Here is a 19,601-nt window from a genome sequence, read left to right as displayed (position 1 = left end):
AACGACACTAGGCTAGTTCCGCTTCCCGCTTTTTAGCAGCCTTAGCCTTCTGATACTCCCTCGCCGCCTCATGAAACGCCCCAATCAGCGCGTTGTAATCGTCCTTCTCCCAATAGCGATACTCCGGGTGCCACTGCACACCGACCGCAAACGCCTTGGCGCCAATCACGCTGACCGCCTCGATCTGCCCGTCCTCGCAAACGGCCTCGACCTGTAGGCCTTCGCCAAGGCGATCAATGCCCTGCCCATGCAGCGAGTTGACGGTGATCTCGCGCTCGCCGAGCAGCTTGTGCAGCACGCCGCCCTCGGTCAGGGCGACCTTGTGGATCGGGCCGTAGGCCACGTTGTCCGGTACGTCCTTCACCTCGCGGTGGTCGAGACGGCCCGGCACGTTGTGCACTTCGCGGTGCAGGGTGCCGCCGTACAACACGTTGAGTTCCTGCACACCGCGGCAGATGCCGAGGAAAGGAATGCCACGGTCGATGCAGGCGCGCATCAGACGCAGAACGGTGGCGTCGCGGGGTTTGTCGGCCAGGCCCAGGCCGGGGTGGTCGTCGCCGTAGAAGCTCGGGTGCACGTTGGACAGGGAGCCGCCAAACATGATGCCGGAGACGTTATCGAGCACGGTCTCCATGTCCAGGTCGTCGCCGAAGGCCGGGATCATCAGCGGGAAGGCGCCGAAGCCGGTGACGGCCTGAATGTATTTCTCGCCCACCAAGTGGAACCAGCCAATGTCGCGGTCGGTCAGCTGCCAGCGGCACAGGGGAAGGCCAATCATGGGTTTGCTCATTGCAAGGGTGTCCTCTTCTTGTGATTGAAGTGGGCTGCCCTTGGGAGAGCGGGCTTGCAGGTCACGTGGCCGTGAGTCCGCTCACCCAAGGGGTGCCGCTTCCCGGTCTGCGCCGGGTCACTGCACCAATGCCGCGCCCGCGCGGCAGGGTTTAACGAGGTTGGAACGGTGCTGCGCGGCATGCACCGGCAGCACAAAAAAGGGCCGGTCTTGCGACCGGCCCTTGGCTTACATCAGCTATTGCTCGGGAAGGCGAATTGCGCCGCCTCGTGGCTGGCGCGCTGCGGCCAGCGCTGGGTGATGGTCTTGCGCTTGGTGTAGAAGCGCACACCGTCCGGGCCGTAGGCGTGCAGGTCGCCGAACAGCGAGCGCTTCCAGCCGCCGAAGCTGTGGTAGGCCACCGGTACCGGCAGCGGTACGTTGACGCCGACCATGCCGACTTCGATCTCGTCGCAGAACAGGCGCGCCGCTTCACCGTCGCGGGTGAACAGGCAGGTGCCGTTGCCGTACTCGTGGTCGTTGATCAGCTTCATCGCCTCTTCCAGGCTGCCGACGCGGACGATGCACAGGACCGGGCCGAAGATCTCTTCCTGGTAGATGGTCATGTCGCTGGTAACGTGGTCGAACAGGGTGCCGCCGACGAAGAAGCCAGCCTCGTTGCCGGCGACCGAGATGTCGCGGCCGTCGACCACCAGCTTGGCGCCCTGCGCCACGCCGCTGTCGATGTAGCCCTTGACCTTGTCACGGGCGGCACCGGTAACCAGCGGGCCCATGTCCAGGCCGCAGGAGGTGCCGGCGCCGATCTTCAGGCCGGTGATTTTCGGTACCAGTTTCTCGACCAGCTTGTCGGCAACCTGGTCGCCCACGGCCACGGCCACGGAGATGGCCATGCAGCGCTCGCCACAGGAGCCGTAGGCCGCGCCCATCAGGGCGTTGACGGTGTTGTCGAGGTCGGCGTCCGGCAGTACCACGGCGTGGTTCTTGGCGCCGCCCAGGGCCTGTACGCGCTTACCGCGCTTGTTGGCCTCGGTGTAGATGTATTCGGCGATCGGGGTCGAGCCGACGAAGCTGATGGCTTTGACTTCCGGCGCTTCGATCAGCGCGTCCACCGCTTCCTTGTCGCCGTTGATCACGCCGATCACGCCCTTGGGCAGGCCGGCTTCGTGCAGCAGCTGGGCGATGTACAGGGTGGAGCTCGGGTCACGCTCGGACGGCTTGAGGATGAAGCAGTTGCCGCAGGCGATGGCCAGCGGGTACATCCACAGCGGCACCATGGCCGGGAAGTTGAACGGGGTGATACCGGCAACCACGCCCAGCGGCTGGAAGTCGCTCCAGCTGTCGATGTTCGGGCCGACGTTGCGGTTGTACTCGCCCTTCAGCAGCTCGGGGGCGCCGCAGGCGTATTCGACGTTCTCGATGCCGCGCTGCAACTCGCCGATGGCGTCTTCGATGGTCTTGCCGTGCTCTTCGCTGATCAGCGCGGCGATCTTGTCTTTGTTCTGCTCCAGCAGTTGCTTGAAGCGGAACATGACCTGGGCGCGCTTGGCCGGCGGGGTGTTGCGCCAGGCCGGGAAGGCAGCCTTGGCGGCGTCGATGGCGGACTGGATGGTGGCGCGATCGGCCAGTTCGACCTGACGCACCGGCTCGCCGATGGACGGGTTGAAGACCTGGGCGGTGCGGCCGTTGCGCAGCACGATTTCGCCATTGATGAAGTGGGCGACGGTACTCATGGGTGTTCCCTCATTGGTGTTCTGTGGGGCGGCCGCGCTGGGCGCAGCCGCCGCGAATCATTTGATTTCGGTTTCGACGAAGACCACTTCGTGGTCGCTGGCGTTGACCACGTTGTGTTCGACGCCGGCCTGGCGGAAGTACGAGCGGCCGGCCACCAGGGGCGCGTGACGCTCGCCCTCCGGGGTTTCCAGCAGCAGTACACCGTCGGTCATCGGCGTCACCACGTAGTCATAGCCGTGGCGGTGGGCGCCGGTCTCGGCACCGGGGGCGAAGCGCCACTCGGTGACGATGACCCGCTCGTTTTCCACCTGCACGGTGGGCACCGCCTTGGGTCGGCTCATCAGTCGAGCTTGTTCAGCACGTCGCCGACGGCGTTGAACAGGCGGTCCAGCTCCTCCGGCTTGGTGTTGAAGGTCGGCCCGAACTGCAGAGTGTCGCCACCGAAGCGCACGTAGAAGCCAGCTTTCCACAGAGCCATGCCGGCCTCGAACGGGCGGATGGTCGGGTCGCCGTCACGCGGGGCCAGTTGCAGGGCACCGACCAGGCCGCAGTTGCGGATGTCGATGACGTGCTTGCTGCCCTTGAGGCCGTGCAGGACGTTCTCGAAGTGCGGCGCCAGGTCGGCGGATTGCTGGATCAGGTTGTCCTTTTCCAGCAGCTCCAGGGTAGCCAGGCCTGCGGCGCAGGCGACCGGGTGGGCCGAGTAGGTGTAACCGTGGGTGAACTCGATCATGTGCTCAGGGATGGCCTGGTGCATGAAGGTGTCGTAGATCTCCTTGGAGGCCACCACCGCGCCCAGCGGGATGGCACCGTTGGTGATCTGCTTGGCGGCGTTGAGGATGTCCGGGGTGACGCCGAAGTATTCCGCGCCGCTCCACTTGCCCATGCGGCCGAAGCCGGTGATCACTTCGTCGAAGATCAGCAGGATGTTGTGCTGGGTGCAGATCTCGCGCAGGCGCTCCAGGTAGCCCTTGGGCGGAATCAGCGCGCCAGCGGAACCGGACAGCGGCTCGACGATGACGGCGGCGATGTTGGAAGCGTCGTGCAGCTCGATCAGCTTGAGCAGCTCGTTGGCCAGCTCCACGCCGCCGGTCTCGGCCATGCCCTTGGTGAAGGCCATGCCCGGCTGCAGGGTGTGCGGCAGGTGGTCGGCGTCCATCAGTTGGCCGTACATCTTGCGGTTGCCACCGATGCCGCCCAGCGCGGTGCCGGCGATGTTGACGCCGTGGTAGCCACGGGCGCGGCCGATGAATTTGGTCTTGGCCGGTTGGCCCTTCAGGCGCCAGTAGGCCTTGGCCAATTTCACCGCAGTGTCGGCGCACTCGGAGCCGGAACCGGTGAAGAACACGTGGTTAAGCTCGCCCGGCAGCAGGTCGGCGATCTTCTCGGCCAGCTTGAACGACAGCGCGTGGCCGTACTGGAAGCCCGGCGAGTAGTCGAGGGTACCGAGCTGCTTGGCCACGGCTTCCTGGATTTCCTTACGGCTGTGGCCGGCGCCACAGGTCCACAGGCCGGAGAGGCTGTCGAACACGCGGCGGCCCTGGTCGTCGATGAGGATGTTGCCTTCGGCGGCGACGATCAGGCGCGGGTCGCGCTTGAAGTTGCGGTTGGCGGAGAAGGGCATCCAGTGGGCGTCCAGCTTGAGCTGGCTGGCCAGGGACGGGGTGGCAGACTGCGGCATGTTCATCGTGGCTCTCCAGAGCGGCACTGTGGTCTTGTTGCATCGCAAGGTGCCACGGGCATAAAGTCACGAAAATCCAATTCTTCTCACTTTAAGTTAAGTGCTAACTAAACAATGAGTAGCCGCCGTCCCGATCCGCTGGCCCAGGTCAGTGACTTTGAAATCCGCCTGCTGCGCCTGTTCCGCAGCGTGGTCGAGTGTGGCGGCTTCTCCGCCGCCGAGAGCGTGCTGGGCATCGGCCGCTCGGCCATCAGCCAGCAGATGAGCGATCTGGAGCAGCGCCTGGGCCTGCGCCTGTGCCAACGCGGCCGCGCCGGCTTCGCCCTGACCGACGAGGGGCGCGAGGTGTACCAGTCCTCGCTGCAGCTGTTCGGCGCGCTGGAGAGCTTCCGCAACGGGGTCAACGGCCTGCACCGCGAGCTGCGCGGCGAGCTGCACATCGGCCTGACCGACAATCTGGTGACCGTGCCGCACATGCGCATCACCCATGCGCTGGCACGGCTGAAGGAACAGGGCCCGGAGGTGCGCATCCAGATCCGCATGACGCCACCCTCGGAAGTGGAACAGGGCGTGCTCGACGGCAGCCTGCACGTCGGCGTGGTGCCGCAGAGCCATGCCCTGTCCGGCCTGGAGTACCAGCCGCTGTATGGCGAGCGCTCGCAGCTGTACTGCGCAGTGGGCCATCCCCTCTTCTATGTGGACGACAACCAGCTGTCCGACAGCCGCCTGAACGCCCAGGACGCCATCGCCCCGACCTTCCGCCTGCCGCCGGAAGTGCAGAGCCAGTACCAGGTGCTCAACTGCACGGCCAGCGCGTCGGACCGCGAGGGCATGGCCTTCCTCATCCTCACCGGGCGCTACATCGGCTACCTGGCCGACCACTATGCCCAGCAGTGGGTGCAGCAGGGCCGCCTGCGCGTGCTCAAGCCGAACTCGCGCTTCTACGACCTGACCCTGGCCTCGGTGACGCGCAAGGGCCGCCGCCCGCAGCTGGTGCTGGAAACCTTCCTGGAGGCGCTGGCCAAGACCAGCTGAACCGTCGATGACGCCAGAGCACGAGCTGCAGGCCTTCTTCAGCGACTTCGTTGCCGCCTTCGCCAGCTTCGATGGCCAACGAGTCGCCCAGCGCTATGCGGCGCCCTATCTGGCGCTGAACGCCAGTGACGAGGCGCAGGTATTCGCCACGCCGCAGGAGATCGCGGCGTACTTCCAGCAGGTGCTCGACGGCTACGCCGCGCAGGGCTGCAGCAGCTGCCGCTTCGATGAGCTGGAATTCGTGCCGCTGGGCACCGGCAGCCTGCTGGCCAGCGTCACCTGGGAACTGCTCGGGGATGCGGGGCAGGTCCTCAGCCGCTGGCGCGAGTCGTACAACCTGACGCGCGGGAAACAAGGGCTGCGCATCCATGCCTCGACCGACCATGCGAACTAAGCGGAACGCGCGTACCACTAGGCGATCCGCCATTTTCCTAGCGAGCATGACTCGAGAGTCAAAGACGGTTTTCTGACGTTTTTGGCCGTATTCCGTCCGTTCGGTCAGGTCTCACTGGGAGCTGAACACGTTTTTGACGCGAGAGGCTTGTCTAGTCTTCCGCGCTGAGTTATCAGTGCGCAGACAAGCCGATCATCTGTACGGACCTGCCTCGATGCCTGCTGCCCCCACCCCTGCTCCCAGTGCCGCCAAACCTGCCGGTCGCATCCGCCAGAAGAACGAAAAAGCCATCATCGCCGCCGCCGAGGTGGAGTTCGCCCGGCACGGCTACAAAGGCACCAGCATGAACAGCATCGCCCAGGCGGTGGGGCTGCCCAAGGCCAACCTGCACTACTACTTCAGCAGCAAGCAGGGCCTGTACATCGCGGTACTGCAGAACATCCTCTGCCAGTGGGAAAAGGCCCTCGACGGCATGACGGTCAATGACGACCCGGCCGAGGCGCTGAGCCGCTACATCCGCTCCAAGATCGAGTTCTCGCGCACCCAGCCGCTGGCCTCGCGCATCTTCGCCATGGAGGTGATCAGTGGCGGCCAGCAACTGGCAGCCCACTACAGCCAGGGCTCGCGCGACTGGTTCCACGGCCGCACTGCGGTGATCCAGGGCTGGATCGATGCGGGCAAGATGGACCCGGTCGACCCGGCGCACCTGATCTTCATGCTGTGGGGCAGCACCCAGCACTACGCCGACTTTGCCAGCCAGATCGCCCTGTACTCCGGCAAGAGCAGCCTGAAGAAGGCCGACTACGAAGAGGCCACCGACAATCTGGTGCGCATCATCCTCAAGGGCTGCGGCATCAAGCTGCCGGCCTGAGTCAGGGTCGCCGGCGCCGGCCGGTGATCATCGACAGCGGCAGGTTCTCGCGCAGGCGCAGGCTCTCCACCAGCGCCGCCGTGACATGTACGCAGGCCAGCGCCAGCAGGGCGTTGGCGAAGCAGTCGTGGATCTGCAGCGGCAGGTCCTCGCCCCAGAAGTAATCCACCTCCTCCATCAGGAAGCCGGTCACGCCCAGGCCGAGCATCATCAGCAGCATCAACACCATCACCAGGCCGCCGATCGGCGAATGGCCGAGGCGGTGATAGTCGCGCCGCTGCAGCAGCGCCGTGCAGTGCTCGCGCAGGCGCGCGGGGGTCGGCCAGAAGTCCGCCCAGCGCGCCGCCGTCGGGCCGGTGAAGCCCCAGATCAGGCGCACCACCAGCCAGCCCACCGCGTAGTAGCCGAGCCAACGGTGCCAGTCGTCCCCCTCCTCGGTGAACCAGTAGTTAGCGACGAAGGCCAGTACCAGGGACCAGTGGCACAGGCGCACCAGCGGGTCCCACAGCGGCACGGTCTCGCGGCTCATCGCCTCAGTCCTCGATCTCGGTCTTCACCGCGTTGCCGGAGACCGGGTCGAAGTAGATCTCGACCTTCTGCTTGTCCTTGTTCCAGCCGTAGATCTCGTAGCAGTTGCCCGAGGTGACCTTGAACTTCTTGATCTCGTAGCCCTGGGCCTTGAGGTCTTCCTGAAACTTGGCCTGGTCCTGCCATTGGGCCTTGTCGGTGGTGGTGCACTGCGGGCCGGCGACGGCCAGCGGGCTGGCCAGGACGAGGGAGAGCAGTAGCAGTTTGCGCATGGGACTGTTCCTTCCTGTGGTGGTGGGCGCCGGCAGGGCCGGCGCTGCTCAGCTTAGACGCTGGCCTGCCAGGGTGCCCTCGCCAGCAACTCGGCACAGCGCTGCTGGAGGAACTCGCGCAGCAGGCGCACCGGCCCGCTGAGCTGGTCACGGTGGGCGCAGATCAGGTTCAGCGGCGTCGCCTCCCCGCGCCAGTCCTGCAGCGCCACTTCCAGGCGCCCCACCTGCACGTCGCCAGCCACGTCGAGCCAGGACTTGTACACCAGCCCCTGCCCCGCCACCGCCCAGCGCCGCACCACGTCGGCATCGTCACTGACGCGGTTGCCGCTCACCGTCAGTGCCTGCTCGCGGCGCCCGTCGGCGAAGCTCCAGCGCTCGTGCACACGACCACCGAGCATGTACAGCAGGCAGTTGTGCCGGCGCAGCTCCTCCGGCTGCCGTGGCCGCCCGTGGCGGGCGAAGTAGTCCGGCGAGCCGCACACCACCCGGCGGTTGTCGGCGGCCACCGGCAGGGCTACCAGGCTGGAGTCCTCCGGCTCGCCGTAGCGCAGGGCGATATCCACCGGCTGGCGGAACAGATCGGTGACCCGGTCGCTGAGCAGCAGGCGCAGCGACAGCTGTGGGCGCTCGGCCTGGAACTGGTCGAGCCAGGGCATCAGCGCGTTGCGGCCGAAGTCCGAGGGCGCGGCAATCTGCAGCACGCCGCTGATCTCGTCGCGGTTGCCGGCCAGTTGCTGGCGGCCGCTCTCCAGGCTGGCCAGGGCGGCGCGGGCGTGCACCAGATACTGCTCGCCTTCCGCAGTCAGGCGCAGGCTGCGCGTGGAGCGCAGCAGCAGGCGCACCTGCAGCTGCGCCTCCAGGCGCTTGAGCGCGGCACTGGCCACCGCCGGCGAACAGTCCAGCTCGCGGGCCGCGGCCGACAGGCTGCCCAGCTCGGCGGTGCGGGCGAACAGGGCGATGTCATCGAGGCGCAGCATGGCGGCTCCATTTTCAAACCAGAATTGAAAGAGACTCTATGACAGGCTGCTTTTTCTCGCCAGGCGATTAAACGAACATGCCGTCAACGCCAGCCCGGCTCGCCGACTAAGCTGGAACATCCGACTTCGCCATTGCGACCTGCCCAGGAGTTGCCGCATGAAAGCCATCGCCTACTACCAGTCCCTGCCCCTCGATCACGCCGAGTCGCTGCTCGACGTCGAGCTGCCGGCGCCAACGCCCGGCCCGCGCGACCTGCTGGTGGAGGTCAAGGCCATCTCGGTCAACCCGGTGGACACCAAGATTCGCCAGCGCGTGTCGCCCGAGGCTGGCCAGGCCAAGGTCCTGGGCTGGGACGTGGCCGGCGTGGTGGTGGCCGTGGGTGACGAGGTCAAGCAGTTCCGCCCCGGTGACAAGGTGTTCTACGCCGGCGCCATCGACCGTGCCGGCGCCAACAGCGAACTGCACGTGGTGGACGAGCGCATCGTCGGGCGCATGCCCGGCTCGCTGGACTTCGCCCGCGCCGCCGCCCTGCCGCTCACCGCCATCACCGCCTGGGAGCTGCTGTTCGAGCGCCTCGGCGTGCGTGAAGGCAAGGGCGACAGCCGTGACAGCCTGCTGGTGGTCGGCGCCGCCGGCGGTGTCGGCTCGATCCTGGTACAGCTGGCCCGCCAGCTCACCGGCCTGACCGTGATCGGCACCGCCTCACGCACCGAGACCCAGGACTGGGTGCGTGAACTGGGCGCCCACCACGTGATCGACCACAGCCAGCCGCTGCGCCCGCAGCTCGAGGCGCTGGGCATCGAGCAGGTCAGCATGGTGGCCAGCCTGACCCACACCGACCAGCACCTGGACCAGTTGGTGGACGTGCTCGCGCCGCAGGGCAAGCTGGCACTGATCGACGACCCGGCGCAGCTCGACGTGGCCAAGCTCAAGCGCAAGAGCCTGTCGCTGCACTGGGAGTTCATGTACACCCGCTCGCTGTTCCAGACCGACGACATGATCGAACAGCACCGCCTGCTCAACCGGGTCAGCCAACTGATCGACGACGGCGTGCTGAAGACCACCTTGGGCGAGCATTTCGGCCGCATCGACGCGGCCAACCTGAAGCGCGCCCATGCGCTGCTAGAGAGCGGCAAGTCGCGCGGCAAGATCGTGCTGGAAGGCTTCTGAGGAAATCCCGGGCATTCTCGCCAATGCCCTGGCAGGCCGTGCAACGCGGCCTGCCAGGGCCGCCCCGGACACCACAGATACGGCCGCGATATCCCTCCTCCTCTTACTGCACTGGAACACTCCCCCAATCGGCTGCGCCGCCTCGGTCTGAGCCCATAGCCCCACGCGGTACAACCGGACGGGCGGCCGGCAGGCTCAAGGGCAACGGCTAGACTCAAGGAGACCCGGCCGGCTGGCAGTGGTCCGGGAAGATCCTCCGGATTGCTGAGGGTTCAGGATGCAACCCATGTTCAATCGGCCGCTGCTCGTGGCTGCCGCCTATCTCCTGTTCGGCATCGCCTGGACGCTCGGCGGCGACCTGCTGCTGCGCATGCTGGACCTCGCCCCCACCACCCTCGTCTGGCTGCAGACCTTCAGCGCACTGCTGCTCGCCGTGCTCGGCGGCCTGCTGATTTTCTTCCTCGGCCGGAACCAGCACCGCGCCAGCCAGAAGCTGCAGCAGGAACTGCAGGAGGTGGCCCTTAAGCTGGGCCAGGCGCAACACGATGCTGGGCTCGGCCTGTGGCAATACGACGGCCGCCTGCGCTGCTCCGCCGAGGCCCTGCAACTATTCGAGCGCCCGGCCACGGAAACCGAGGCTGGCCTCGACGACCTGCTCGGCTGGCTCTACCCCAGCGATCGCAACGCCGCCCAGCGCGCCCTCGACATGCTCAGCCGCGAAGGCGCGCCACTGCTGATCAACGTGCGCCTGAACCGCCCGGCCAGCGAACCGCCGCTGTGGCTGATGCTGCGCGGCAGCCGCGCCGAAGACGGCAGCCTGCTCGGCAGCGTGCAGAACGTCAGCGGGCAGAAACGCGACGAACAGGCCCTGCGCGAAAGCGAGCAGCGCTTCCGCCAGCTGTTCGAACAGACCCCGCACATCGCCGTGCAGGGCTACGACAGCGAGCGCCGGGTGATCTTCTGGAACCAGGCCAGCACCCAGCTGTACGGCTACACCCTGGCCGAAGCCCTGGGGCGGCGCCTGGAGGAGCTGATCATCCCGGCACCGATGCGCGCCAAGGTGGTCAGCGGCGTCAGCGCCTGGATGATCGGCGGCCCGGCCATTCCCGCCGCCGAACTGACCCTGCGCCATCGCGACGGCAATGAAGTGCACGTGTATTCCAGCCACCTGATACTGCGCAATGCGCGTAACCAGCTGGAGATGTACTGCGTCGATATCGACCTCGGCCGGCAGATGGCGGCGCACCAGCAACTGGAGGCCAGCGAGAGCCGCTACCGCGAGCTGGTGGAGCAGCTGCACGAGGCGATCTTCCTCACCGACGGCGTTGGCCGCCTGACCTTCGTCAACCCGGCCTGGCAGACCGTCACCGGCTACAGCATCCAGCAGAGCATCGGCCACCCGCTGCTCGACTTCATCGAAGACGACCAGCGCGAGGAGGTCGGCCAGTACATCGCCGCCATCCTGGCGCGCCAGCAGAGCAGTTGGCTCGGCGAGCTGCGCCTGCGTGACGCCAACGGCCGCGCGCACTGGGTATCGCTGCGCCTGGCTGCCGGCGCGCAGCACGGCCTGGGCCTGCGCGGCAGCCTCGACGACATCCACGAGCGGCGCCACAGCCAGGCCGTGCAGGAGGCGCGCAACGAGGTGCTCGACCGCATGCTGGCGCAGACCCCGCTGGAGGACAGCCTGACCGACATGGCCCGGCGCCTGGAGCGCATCAGCCCGGAGATGCTGGTGTCCATCCTCAGCCTGAACAACGGCCTGCTGCGGGTCATGGCCGCGCCCAGCCTGCCGAGCGGCTATACCAGCGTGGTGGAAGGCATGGCCGCCGGGATCAACCAGGGCAGCTGCGGCAATGCTGCGGCCAGCGGCGAGCTGACCATAGTCGAGGACATCCGCAGCCACCCCAACTGGATCAACTTCCGCGAGGCCGCGCAGCAGGCCGGGCTGCGCGCCTGCTGGTCGCTGCCGTTCAAGAACGACCAGAACCAGGTGCTCGGCGTCTTCGGCATCTACTACCGGCGCCCAGCACGGCCGAGCCGCGAGGATATCGAGCTGGTCACCGAATTCACCCGCCTGGCCGGCCTGGCCCTGCGCCAGCAACAGCGCGACGCCGAGCGTCTGCAGAGCGAGCTGCGCTTCCGCTCCACCTTCGAGCAGGCCGCCGTCGGCATCGCCCACCTGGCACCCGATGGCCGCTGGCTGCGGGTCAACCAGCGCCTGTGCCAGATGCTCGGCTACAGCCGCGAGCAGCTGCTGGAGCTGACCTTCCAGGACATCACCCACCCCGACGACCTGGACAAGGACCTGGGCCTGACCCACCAGCTGCTGGCCGGCGAGATCCCGCGGCTGACCATGGAGAAACGCTACCTGCACCGCGACGGCAGCGTGCTCTGGGCCAACCTCAGCGCCACCCTGGTGCGGCATACCAATGGCGAGCCGCACTACTTCATCTCGGTGGTCGAGGACATCGGCGTGCGCAAGCAGCAGGAGCGCGCCCTGCAGCAGGCCGCCACGGTGTTCGAGAGCACCCAGGAGGCAGTGGTGATCGTCGATGCGCGGCGACGCATCCTCACCAGCAACCCGGCCTTCACCAGCATCACCGGGCTCAGCCCCGAAGATGCCATCGGCCGGCGCCTGCCGCTGCTGCCCGACAACAGCCTGGACCGCTCGCGCTATCGCAGCCTGTGGCGCAAGGTGCAGCACAGCGGCAACTGGCAGGGCGAGATGAACAGCCGCCGCCGCGATGGCTCGCGCTTCCCCTTCTGGCTCACCGTCAGCCGGGTGCGCGACTGCGACCCGCAGCAGCCGCAGTACGTGCTGACCTTCACCGACCTCAGCCAGTATCGCGACAGCCAGGAGCGCCTGGCCCACCTGGCGCACTTCGACCCGCTCACCGACCTGCCCAACCGCCTCTACGCCATGGAGCGCCTGAGCCACGCACTGGAACACGCGCAGCGCCACAAGGAGCGGGTGGCCGTGCTGTATTTCGACCTGGACAACTTCAAGACCATCAACGAAAGCCTCGGCCACAAGGTCGGCGACGAACTGCTGGTGGCCGTGGCGCGGCGCCTGCAGCAACGCCTGCGCAACGAGGACACCCTGGCGCGGTTGAGCAGTGACGAGTTCCTCGTGGTGCTGGAAAACCTGCTGCGCCCCGAGGAGGCCGCCAGCATCGCCCGTACCCTGATCGAGCTGCTGGAACGCCCCCTGCCGCTGGGCAGCGGCCGCGAGGCCTACCTGGGCGCCAGCATCGGCATCAGCCTGTACCCGGACGACGGGCAGAGCAGCGACGACCTGCTGCGCAATGCCGACAGCGCCCTGCACCAGGCCAAGCAGGAGGGCCGCAACACCTTCCGCTTCTACACCCAGGGCCTGACCCACCAGGCGCACACCCGCCTGACCCTAGAAGGCCAGCTGCGCCAGGCGCTCAAGCGCAACGAATTCATCCTCCACTACCAGCCGCTGCTGCGCGGCAGCGACGGCCATGCGATTGGCGTGGAGGCCCTGCTGCGCTGGAACAGCACCGACGGGATGATCTCGCCGGCGCAGTTCATCCCCCTGGCCGAGGAAACCGGGCTGATCGTGCCCATCGGCAACTGGGTGCTGCGCGAGGCGTGCCGGCAGATGCAGTTCTGGCGCCAGCAGGGCATGGACCTGCACACCCTGGCGGTGAACCTGTCACCGCGCCAGTTCCGCCAGGCCGACCTGATCCAGCAAGTGCGCGAGGCCCTGCACGACAGCGGCCTACCGGCCGAACACCTGGAGCTGGAGATCACCGAGGGCGCGCTGATCGAGAATGTCGAGCAGGCCCAGGCCACCCTGGCCGCCCTCAAGGAGCTGGGGCTGAAGCTGGCCATCGACGACTTCGGTACCGGCTACTCGTCGCTGGCCTACCTGCGGCGCTTCCCGCTGGACAAGCTGAAGATCGACCAGAGCTTCATGCGCGGCGTGCCGGAGGACCAGGCCAACCTGGAAATCGTCGCCACCATCATCGGCCTGGCGCGCAACCTCAAGCTCTGCGTCCTGGCCGAGGGCGTGGAGACCCTGGAGCAGCTGCAGGCCTTGCGCCAGCTGGGCTGCGAGCAATGCCAGGGCTACCTGTTCAGCCGCCCGCTGAGCGCCGTGCAACTGGCCCACTGGCTGCACAACGACCAGCAGTCGGTCGGTTGACCCAGGTCATGGAAGGCCGCAGGTGCAGGACTACACTGCAGCTTCACCCTTTTCAGGAGGATCGCGATGAACATCAGCATCCAACAGGTGAAGAGCGCCACCGGCGGCGCGCTCTGGCAGGTATGCCTGGACCAGCACGGAGTCAGCTTCCGCAGCGAGGCCGAGGCGCGCAGCTTCGTCAACGTGCTGCGCGCGCGCCTGCAGGCACCTCACCCACTGCCGTGGCGCGGCGCCAGCCCGGTACGCAGCGCCAGCTGAGCCGAGTCAGAACTCCAGGTTGCGCGCCCGGGCATGACGGGTACTGGCCAGGGCCAGGATCACGGTGATCACGCCGCACAGGGCGATCACCGCGGCCATCGGCCGTGCGGTGCCGTCATGCAGCATACCGACCAGCGACGAGGTCGCCGCCGCCACGCAGAACTGCAGTGAGCCCATCAGCGCCGAGGCACTGCCCGCGAGGGCGCCCTGCCCGGCCATGGCACAGGCGGTGGCGTTGGGCAGCACGCACGACAGGCTGGCAGTGCTGAGGAACAGCGGAATCAGCAGCGGCCACAGCTGCTCCGGTTGAGCCATGGCCACCGCCAGCAGCGCCAGGGTCGAGGCGCCATACACCCACACCGTGCGCTTGAGCCAGTAACCCGGACCGTGGTGGCGCAGCAGCCAGCCATTGAACTGGGCGGTGAGGATGAAGCCGGCGGCATTGGCGCCGAACAGCCAGCCATAGTGCTCGGCCGGCACGCCGTACAACTCGATGAAGATGAAGGGCGAGCCGGAGATGTAGGCGAACATGCCCGCCATGGCCACACCGCCGGTAAGCCCGAAGCCGACCAGCAGGCGATCACCCAATAGCGTCATGTAGCGTCCCAGCGCGCCATTCAATGGCTGCGGTGCGAACTCGGCTGGCCGGGTCTCCGGCAGCCACAGCAGGACCGCGATGAGGCACAGGGCACTGAACAGCATCAAGCCGAAGAAGATCGACTGCCAGCCGAACAGCTGCAGCAGAATCCCGCCGCCCAGCGGGGCGAGGATCGGCGCCACGCCCATCACCAGCATCAGCTTGGAAAACACCTTGGCCGAGGTCAGCGGGTCGCACAGGTCGCGCACCACTGCGCGCGAGATGACCATGCCGGCGCTGCCGCCCAGTGCCTGGACGAAGCGCGCACCGATCAGCCATTCCAGGCTCGGCGCCAGCGCACAGGCCAGCGAGGCCAGGGTGAACAGCACCACGCCGATCAGCAGCGGCACGCGTCGGCCATAGCGGTCGGCCAGCGGACCGTACAGCAACTGACCGAAGGCGACACCGGCGAAGTAGGAGGCCAGCGACATCTGGATGTGCTCGACGTCGGTGGCGAAATACTGCGCCAGCGCCGGGAAGCTCGGCAGGTAGAAGTCGATGGCCATGGGGCCGAAGGCGCTCAGGGTGCCGAGGATGAGCAGGATGCGAAAATTCATGTGTTATCCACTGCGGGGTCACCCCCGGAAAAACCAAGGGCGCCCATGGGCGCCCTGAATGTCTGCAGGCGGGAGATATTACTCCCGCGCACCGCAGTCAGTGCTGCTCGGCCGTATCGTGCTTGGCCTTGCGGTTGTCCAGTTTGTCGGCCAGCGATTCTACCAGCAGGTAGAACATGGGGATCATGAAGGTCGCCAGCAGGGTGGCGGCGAGCATGCCACCGATCACCCCGGTACCGATCGAGTGGCGGCTGGCCGAGCCGGCGCCACTGCTGATGGCCAATGGTACACAACCGAGGATGAAGGCCAGCGAGGTCATCACGATCGGCCGGAAGCGCAGCTTGGCCGCCTCCATCGCCGCTTCGAAGATACCCATCTTCTGTTCCTCGCGGCACATCACGGCGAACTCGATGATCAGGATGGCGTTCTTCGCCGCCAGGCCGATAAGCGTGACCAGGCCGACCTGGAAGTACACGTCGTTGGCCAGCCCGCGCATCCAGATCGCCAGGATCGCGCCGAACACGGCGAAGGGCACCGCCGTGACCACCGCCATCGGCAGCGTCCAGCGCTCGTACTGCGCGGCCAGGATCAGGAACACCAGGATCAGGCCGAAGAGGAACGCGGTGCTGCCCGAACCCTGGGTCGCCACTTCCTGGAAGGCCGAACCGATCCAGGCCAGGTTGTACTGCTCGCCGAGCACCTCGTCGGCCACCTCCTGCATGGCCTCCAGCGCCTGGCCGGAGCTGTAGCCCGGCGCCGGGCCACCGAGCAGCTTGGCCGCCGGATAGACGTTGAAGCGCGCATAGGAATCCGGGCCGAGGATGCGCTGCACCCGCACCAGCGACGCCAGCGGGATCAGGTCGCCACTGCTGGAACGCACGTAGACCTGGGTCAGGTCCTCCGGGCTGCGCCGGAAGTTCGCCTCCGACTGCAGGCTGACCTGCCAGGTACGACCGAACAGGTTGAAGTCGTTGACGTAGTAGCTGCCGAAGGTCGCCTGCATGGCGGTGAACACGTCATTGATCGCCACTCCCAAGGCGCGTGCCTTGGTCCGGTCGAGATCGATGAAGTACTGCGGCACGTCGGCGTGGAAGGTGCTGTTGACTCCAGCCAGTTCCGGGCGTTTGGAGGCGGCAGCGACGAACTTCTGCACTACCGCGCTGAGGTCCTCGATTGAGCCGCCACTGCGGTCCTGGATATAGGCCTCGAACCCGCCGGTGGTACTCATGCCGCTGATCGGCGGCGGGTTGAAGGTCATCACCACCGCGTCCTTCTGCTTGGCGCCCATGCCCATGAACTGCGGTGGCAGGTTGCGCGCGTCGAGTTCCTCGGTGGTGCGCTCCTTCCAGTCCTTCAGCGGGATGAACGACACCCCGGCGTTGCTGCGGGTACCGAAGGTCAGCACGTCGAAGCCGGCGAAGGTCACCACGTCTTCCACCGCCGGATGCTTCATCAGCTCCTCGGTGACCGCGCTGGTGACCTTGTCGGTACGGCTCAGCGATGCTGCCGGTGGCAGGAAGTAGGCGTTGATCACATAGCCCTGGTCCTCGTCCGGCACCAGTGAGCCCGGTACCCGGCCGAACAGCACGACCATGATGGCGATCATGCCGCCGAACAGCGCCACGCCGATCAGCGAGCGTTTGAGGAAGAAGCGCACGCCGGCGGTGTAGCCGTTGGTGAAACGCTCGAAGGCGTTGTTGAACCAGCGGAATGGCGCCGCCGGCTCCTTGTGCTCGGGTTTGAGAATCAGCGCGCAGAGCGCCGGCGACAGGGTCAGCGCGACGATGCCGGAGATCACCACAGACACCGCGATGGTGATCGCGAACTGCTTGTACATCTGCCCCGCCAGGCCGCCAAGGAAGCCGACCGGGATGAACACGGCGCACAGCACCAGGACGATGGCGACGATCGGCCCCGTCACCTCCTCCATGGCCTTGATCGCCGCCTCCCGTGGGCTGAGTTTCTCGGTGCGCATCACCCGCTCGACGTTCTCCAGCACCACGATGGCGTCGTCCACCACGATGCCGATGGCCAGCACCATGCCGAACAGGGTCAGCAGGTTGATCGAGAAGCCCAGCATGTACATGCCGGCGAAGGTACCGATCAGCGACACCGGGATGGCCAGCACCGGGATCAGCGTGGCGCGCCAGTTCTGCAGGAAGATGTAGACCACCAGCATCACCAGGATCAGGGCCTCGATGAAGGTATGGATCACCTCCTCGATGGATACCTCGACGAACTTGGTGGTGTCGTAGGGGATCTTGTAGGCGATGCCCTCGGGGAAGCGCTTGGACAAGCGCTCCATGGTGTTGCGCACCGCCGCGGCGGTATCCAGGGCGTTGGCGCCGGGCTGCAGGTAGATACCGAAGGCGGCGTTCTTCTTGCCGTTGAGGCTGGTGACCAGCGAGTAGTCCTGGGCGCCCAGTTCGATGCGCGCCACGTCCTTGAGCAGCAGGCTGGCGCCGGTCGCGTCGGTACGCAGGATCACCTGCTCGAACTCTTCCGGCGTGGTGAAGCGGCCCTTGGTGCTCACCGTGTAGGTGAAGTCCTGCGGCGACGACAGCGGCTCCTTGCCGAAATTGCCGGCGGCGAACTGCGAGTTCTGCTCCTGGATGGCGCTGACCACGTCGCTGGGCGTCATGTCGTACTGCGCCAGCTTGTCCGGTCGCAGCCAGATGCGCATGGAGTAGTCCTTGGAGCCGAACTGGCTGGCGTCACCGACGCCGTGGATGCGCTTGAGCTCGTCTATCACGTTGATCAGCGCGTAGTTGCTGATGAAGATCGGATCGCGCGAATCGTCCGGCGAGAACAGGGTCACCACCTGCAGGATGTCGGAGGATTTCTTCTCCACCTTCACGCCCTGCCGGCGCACTTCCTCGGGCAATTTGGCCAGCGCGGCCTGGACCCGGTTGTTGACGTCGATGGTCGCCTGGTCGGGGTCGGTTCCAACCTCGAAGTACACGGTCAGGCTCATCGCACCGTTACTGTCGGAGTTGGACAGCTGGTAGATCATGCCCTCGACGCCGTTGATCTCCTGCTCCAGTGGCGCGGCCACTGTCTCGGCGATGACCTGCGAGCTGGCGCCGGGGTAGCTAGCGGTCACCGAGACCTGCGGCGGCAGGATCTCCGGGTACTGGGAGACGGGCAAGGAACGCATGGCCGCGAGGCCGGCGAGGATGATGACAATGGAAATGACGGCAGCGAAGATCGGGCGATCGATAAAGAACTTGGAGATCACGGGCCTTGCTCCTTACTGCTTGGCAGGGGCGGCGTCGACCACCTTGACCGGGGCATTGGGGTGAACCTTGGGCAGGCCCTCGACTATCACCTTGTCACCAGCAGCGATGCCACTCTCCACCACCCAGCGCCCACCGGCGGTCTGCCCGGTGGCGATCGGGCGAATGCGCGCCATGCCCTGCTCGTCCACCACGTAGACGAAGGTGCCGTTCGGCCCCTGGGACAGCGCGCGCTCCGGCACGGTGACCGCGTTGGGCTTGTTGATGCCCTTGACCACCACGCGCACGAACTGCCCCGGCATCAGCGCATGATTCGGGTTGGGCACCACGGCGCGGACGCTGACGGTGCCGGTGCTGCGGTCGATGGTGCTGTCGGTGAAGTCCACCTTGCCCTCCAGCGGGTAGCTGGAGCCGTCGCCGAACTTGATGTCCACGCTCATCTGCTGGCCGCCCTCGCGCACCAGGCTGCCGCTCTGCAGGCCGCTGCGTACGTTGGACACCTCGCGGTCAGGCGCGGCGAAGTTGACGTAGATCGGGTCGAGCTGGGTGATCTGGGTCAGTAGGCTGGCATTGGGGTCGCCGGCCACCATCAGGCTGCCCTCGGACACCGTCTCCTTGCTGGTGATGCCGGAGATCGGCGCCTCCACCGTGGTGTAGTCGAGGTCGATCTGCTTGGACTGCACCTCGGCCTTGGCCGCCTCGATATTGGCCTTGCTCTGCTCGAAGTTGGAGACCGCGTTGTCCAGTTCGCTCTCGCTGGCGAAGCCCTTCTTCTGCAGCTCGCGGATACGTTTGAGGTCACGTTCGGTCTGCCGGTAGCGCGCCTGCTCCTGAGCCAGAGTGCCCTTGGCGCGCGACAAGGCGGCCTGGTAAGGGCGCGGGTCGATGCGGAACAGCACCTGGCCCTGCTTGACCTGGCTGCCCTCCTGGTAGGTGCGCTCCTGCAGAATGCCGCTGACCTGCGCCCGCACCTGCACCTCGCGGAAACCAGCGGTACGCGCCGGGTATTCGAACTGCAGCGGCAACGATCCGACCGTGGCCTGCTCGACCACCACTTCGGGCGGCGGCATCTGCTGCTGGGCCGGCTCAGCGGCGTGCAGCAACGGACTGAACAGCACGCCGAAGGCCAGCGTATGCAGTACGAATGGGAGCGGGCGAGAAAGCATGGTCGTCTCCATGACGTCTTTAAATGGGCAAAGCCCGGAAGGTGTGCCACGACACTTACATACAGCGTCGTCTGTAAACATGAAGTTACGGCACAGAAGTAGTTACACTGAGTTCCCCAGAACAGA

General features: G+C 66.4%; 16 protein-coding genes. 6 read left to right on the top strand and 10 right to left on the bottom strand.

Translation table 11 applies throughout. From position 1 onward, the window contains the following. Positions 1–7: 7 nt before the first annotated feature. The 4 genes from PTT45_RS03305 to PTT45_RS03290 form a co-directional block, all read right to left on the bottom strand. Positions 8–778 (bottom strand): gamma-glutamyl-gamma-aminobutyrate hydrolase family protein, encoded by a 771-nt coding sequence (locus PTT45_RS03305; RefSeq protein ID WP_273811516.1) that lies wholly within the window; start codon positions 776–778, stop codon positions 8–10. 245 nt (positions 779–1,023) lie between these two features. Next, complete coding sequence (locus tag PTT45_RS03300; RefSeq protein ID WP_273811515.1) at positions 1,024–2,520, bottom strand: CoA-acylating methylmalonate-semialdehyde dehydrogenase; 1,497 nt, start codon at positions 2,518–2,520, stop codon at positions 1,024–1,026. Positions 2,521–2,577: 57 nt separating this feature from the next. After that, positions 2,578–2,865: a cupin domain-containing protein gene (locus tag PTT45_RS03295; RefSeq protein ID WP_273811775.1), complete on the bottom strand. Its 288-nt coding sequence runs from the start codon at positions 2,863–2,865 to the stop codon at positions 2,578–2,580. Beyond that, complete coding sequence (locus PTT45_RS03290; protein WP_273811514.1) at positions 2,862–4,208, bottom strand: aspartate aminotransferase family protein; 1,347 nt, start codon at positions 4,206–4,208, stop codon at positions 2,862–2,864. Before PTT45_RS03290 ends, PTT45_RS03295 begins: the two co-directional genes overlap by 4 nt. 108 nt (positions 4,209–4,316) lie before the next feature. On the opposite strand from PTT45_RS03290, the gene PTT45_RS03285 reads away from it, so the two are divergent. The 3 genes from PTT45_RS03285 (at position 4,317) to PTT45_RS03275 (ending at position 6,502) form a co-directional block, all read left to right on the top strand. Beyond that, a complete protein-coding gene (locus PTT45_RS03285; RefSeq protein ID WP_273811513.1) occupies positions 4,317–5,237 on the top strand; it encodes a LysR family transcriptional regulator in 921 nt (306 codons plus the stop codon). Positions 5,238–5,244: 7 nt separating this feature from the next. Then, a complete protein-coding gene (locus tag PTT45_RS03280) occupies positions 5,245–5,631 on the top strand; it encodes a hypothetical protein (RefSeq protein WP_273811512.1) in 387 nt (128 codons plus the stop codon). Between the two features lie 214 nt (positions 5,632–5,845). Then, the gene (locus PTT45_RS03275; RefSeq protein ID WP_273811511.1) at positions 5,846–6,502 is read left to right on the top strand and encodes a TetR/AcrR family transcriptional regulator; all 657 of its coding nucleotides are present in this window, start codon (positions 5,846–5,848) and stop codon (positions 6,500–6,502) included. Between the two features lies 1 nt (position 6,503). On the opposite strand, the gene PTT45_RS03270 is transcribed toward PTT45_RS03275, so the two are convergent. Genes PTT45_RS03270 through PTT45_RS03260 form a run of 3 tightly spaced genes read right to left on the bottom strand, consistent with a single transcriptional unit; the run spans position 6,504 to position 8,279 of the window. Then, entirely contained in the window at positions 6,504–7,031 is a 528-nt protein-coding gene (locus tag PTT45_RS03270) for a cytochrome b/b6 domain-containing protein (RefSeq protein WP_273811510.1), read from the bottom strand. A 4-nt stretch (positions 7,032–7,035) separates the two neighbouring features. After that, positions 7,036–7,302 (bottom strand): PepSY domain-containing protein, encoded by a 267-nt coding sequence (locus PTT45_RS03265; RefSeq protein WP_273811509.1) that lies wholly within the window; start codon positions 7,300–7,302, stop codon positions 7,036–7,038. A 53-nt stretch (positions 7,303–7,355) separates the two neighbouring features. Next, complete coding sequence (locus PTT45_RS03260; RefSeq protein WP_273811508.1) at positions 7,356–8,279, bottom strand: LysR family transcriptional regulator; 924 nt, start codon at positions 8,277–8,279, stop codon at positions 7,356–7,358. Positions 8,280–8,436: 157 nt separating this feature from the next. On the opposite strand from PTT45_RS03260, the gene PTT45_RS03255 reads away from it, so the two are divergent. The 3 genes from PTT45_RS03255 to PTT45_RS03245 all read left to right on the top strand — a co-directional run bounded on the left by PTT45_RS03255 (position 8,437) and on the right by PTT45_RS03245 (position 13,879). Further along, entirely contained in the window at positions 8,437–9,450 is a 1,014-nt protein-coding gene (locus PTT45_RS03255) for a zinc-binding alcohol dehydrogenase family protein (RefSeq protein WP_273811507.1), read from the top strand. Between the two features lie 286 nt (positions 9,451–9,736). Further along, positions 9,737–13,621 carry a bifunctional diguanylate cyclase/phosphodiesterase gene (locus tag PTT45_RS03250; protein ID WP_273811506.1) on the top strand — a complete coding sequence of 1,295 codons (3,885 nt, stop codon included), beginning with the start codon at positions 9,737–9,739 and terminating at the stop codon, positions 13,619–13,621. A 66-nt stretch (positions 13,622–13,687) separates the two neighbouring features. Next, positions 13,688–13,879 (top strand): hypothetical protein, encoded by a 192-nt coding sequence (locus tag PTT45_RS03245; RefSeq protein WP_273811505.1) that lies wholly within the window; start codon positions 13,688–13,690, stop codon positions 13,877–13,879. A gap of 6 nt (positions 13,880–13,885) precedes the next feature. Here the strand turns inward: PTT45_RS03245 and PTT45_RS03240 are convergent, their stop codons facing one another. From PTT45_RS03240 to PTT45_RS03230, 3 genes are all read right to left on the bottom strand, one after another. Next, on the bottom strand, positions 13,886–15,073 hold the full coding sequence (locus tag PTT45_RS03240) for a multidrug effflux MFS transporter (RefSeq protein WP_273811504.1): 1,188 nt from the start codon (positions 15,071–15,073) through the stop codon (positions 13,886–13,888). Positions 15,074–15,170: 97 nt separating this feature from the next. Next, positions 15,171–18,311: an efflux RND transporter permease subunit gene (locus PTT45_RS03235; protein ID WP_273811503.1), complete on the bottom strand. Its 3,141-nt coding sequence runs from the start codon at positions 18,309–18,311 to the stop codon at positions 15,171–15,173. A 12-nt stretch (positions 18,312–18,323) separates the two neighbouring features. Next, positions 18,324–19,475, bottom strand: coding sequence for an efflux RND transporter periplasmic adaptor subunit (locus tag PTT45_RS03230; protein ID WP_273811502.1), 1,152 nt, complete (start codon positions 19,473–19,475; stop codon positions 18,324–18,326). Positions 19,476–19,601 lie beyond the last annotated feature (126 nt).

This window comes from Pseudomonas sp. Gutcm_11s (genome assembly GCF_028649395.1).
GTDB lineage: Bacteria > Pseudomonadota > Gammaproteobacteria > Pseudomonadales > Pseudomonadaceae > Aquipseudomonas.
The sequence above is the reverse complement of the archived record's forward strand: the minus strand, read 5'-3'. Positions and strand labels throughout refer to the sequence as shown.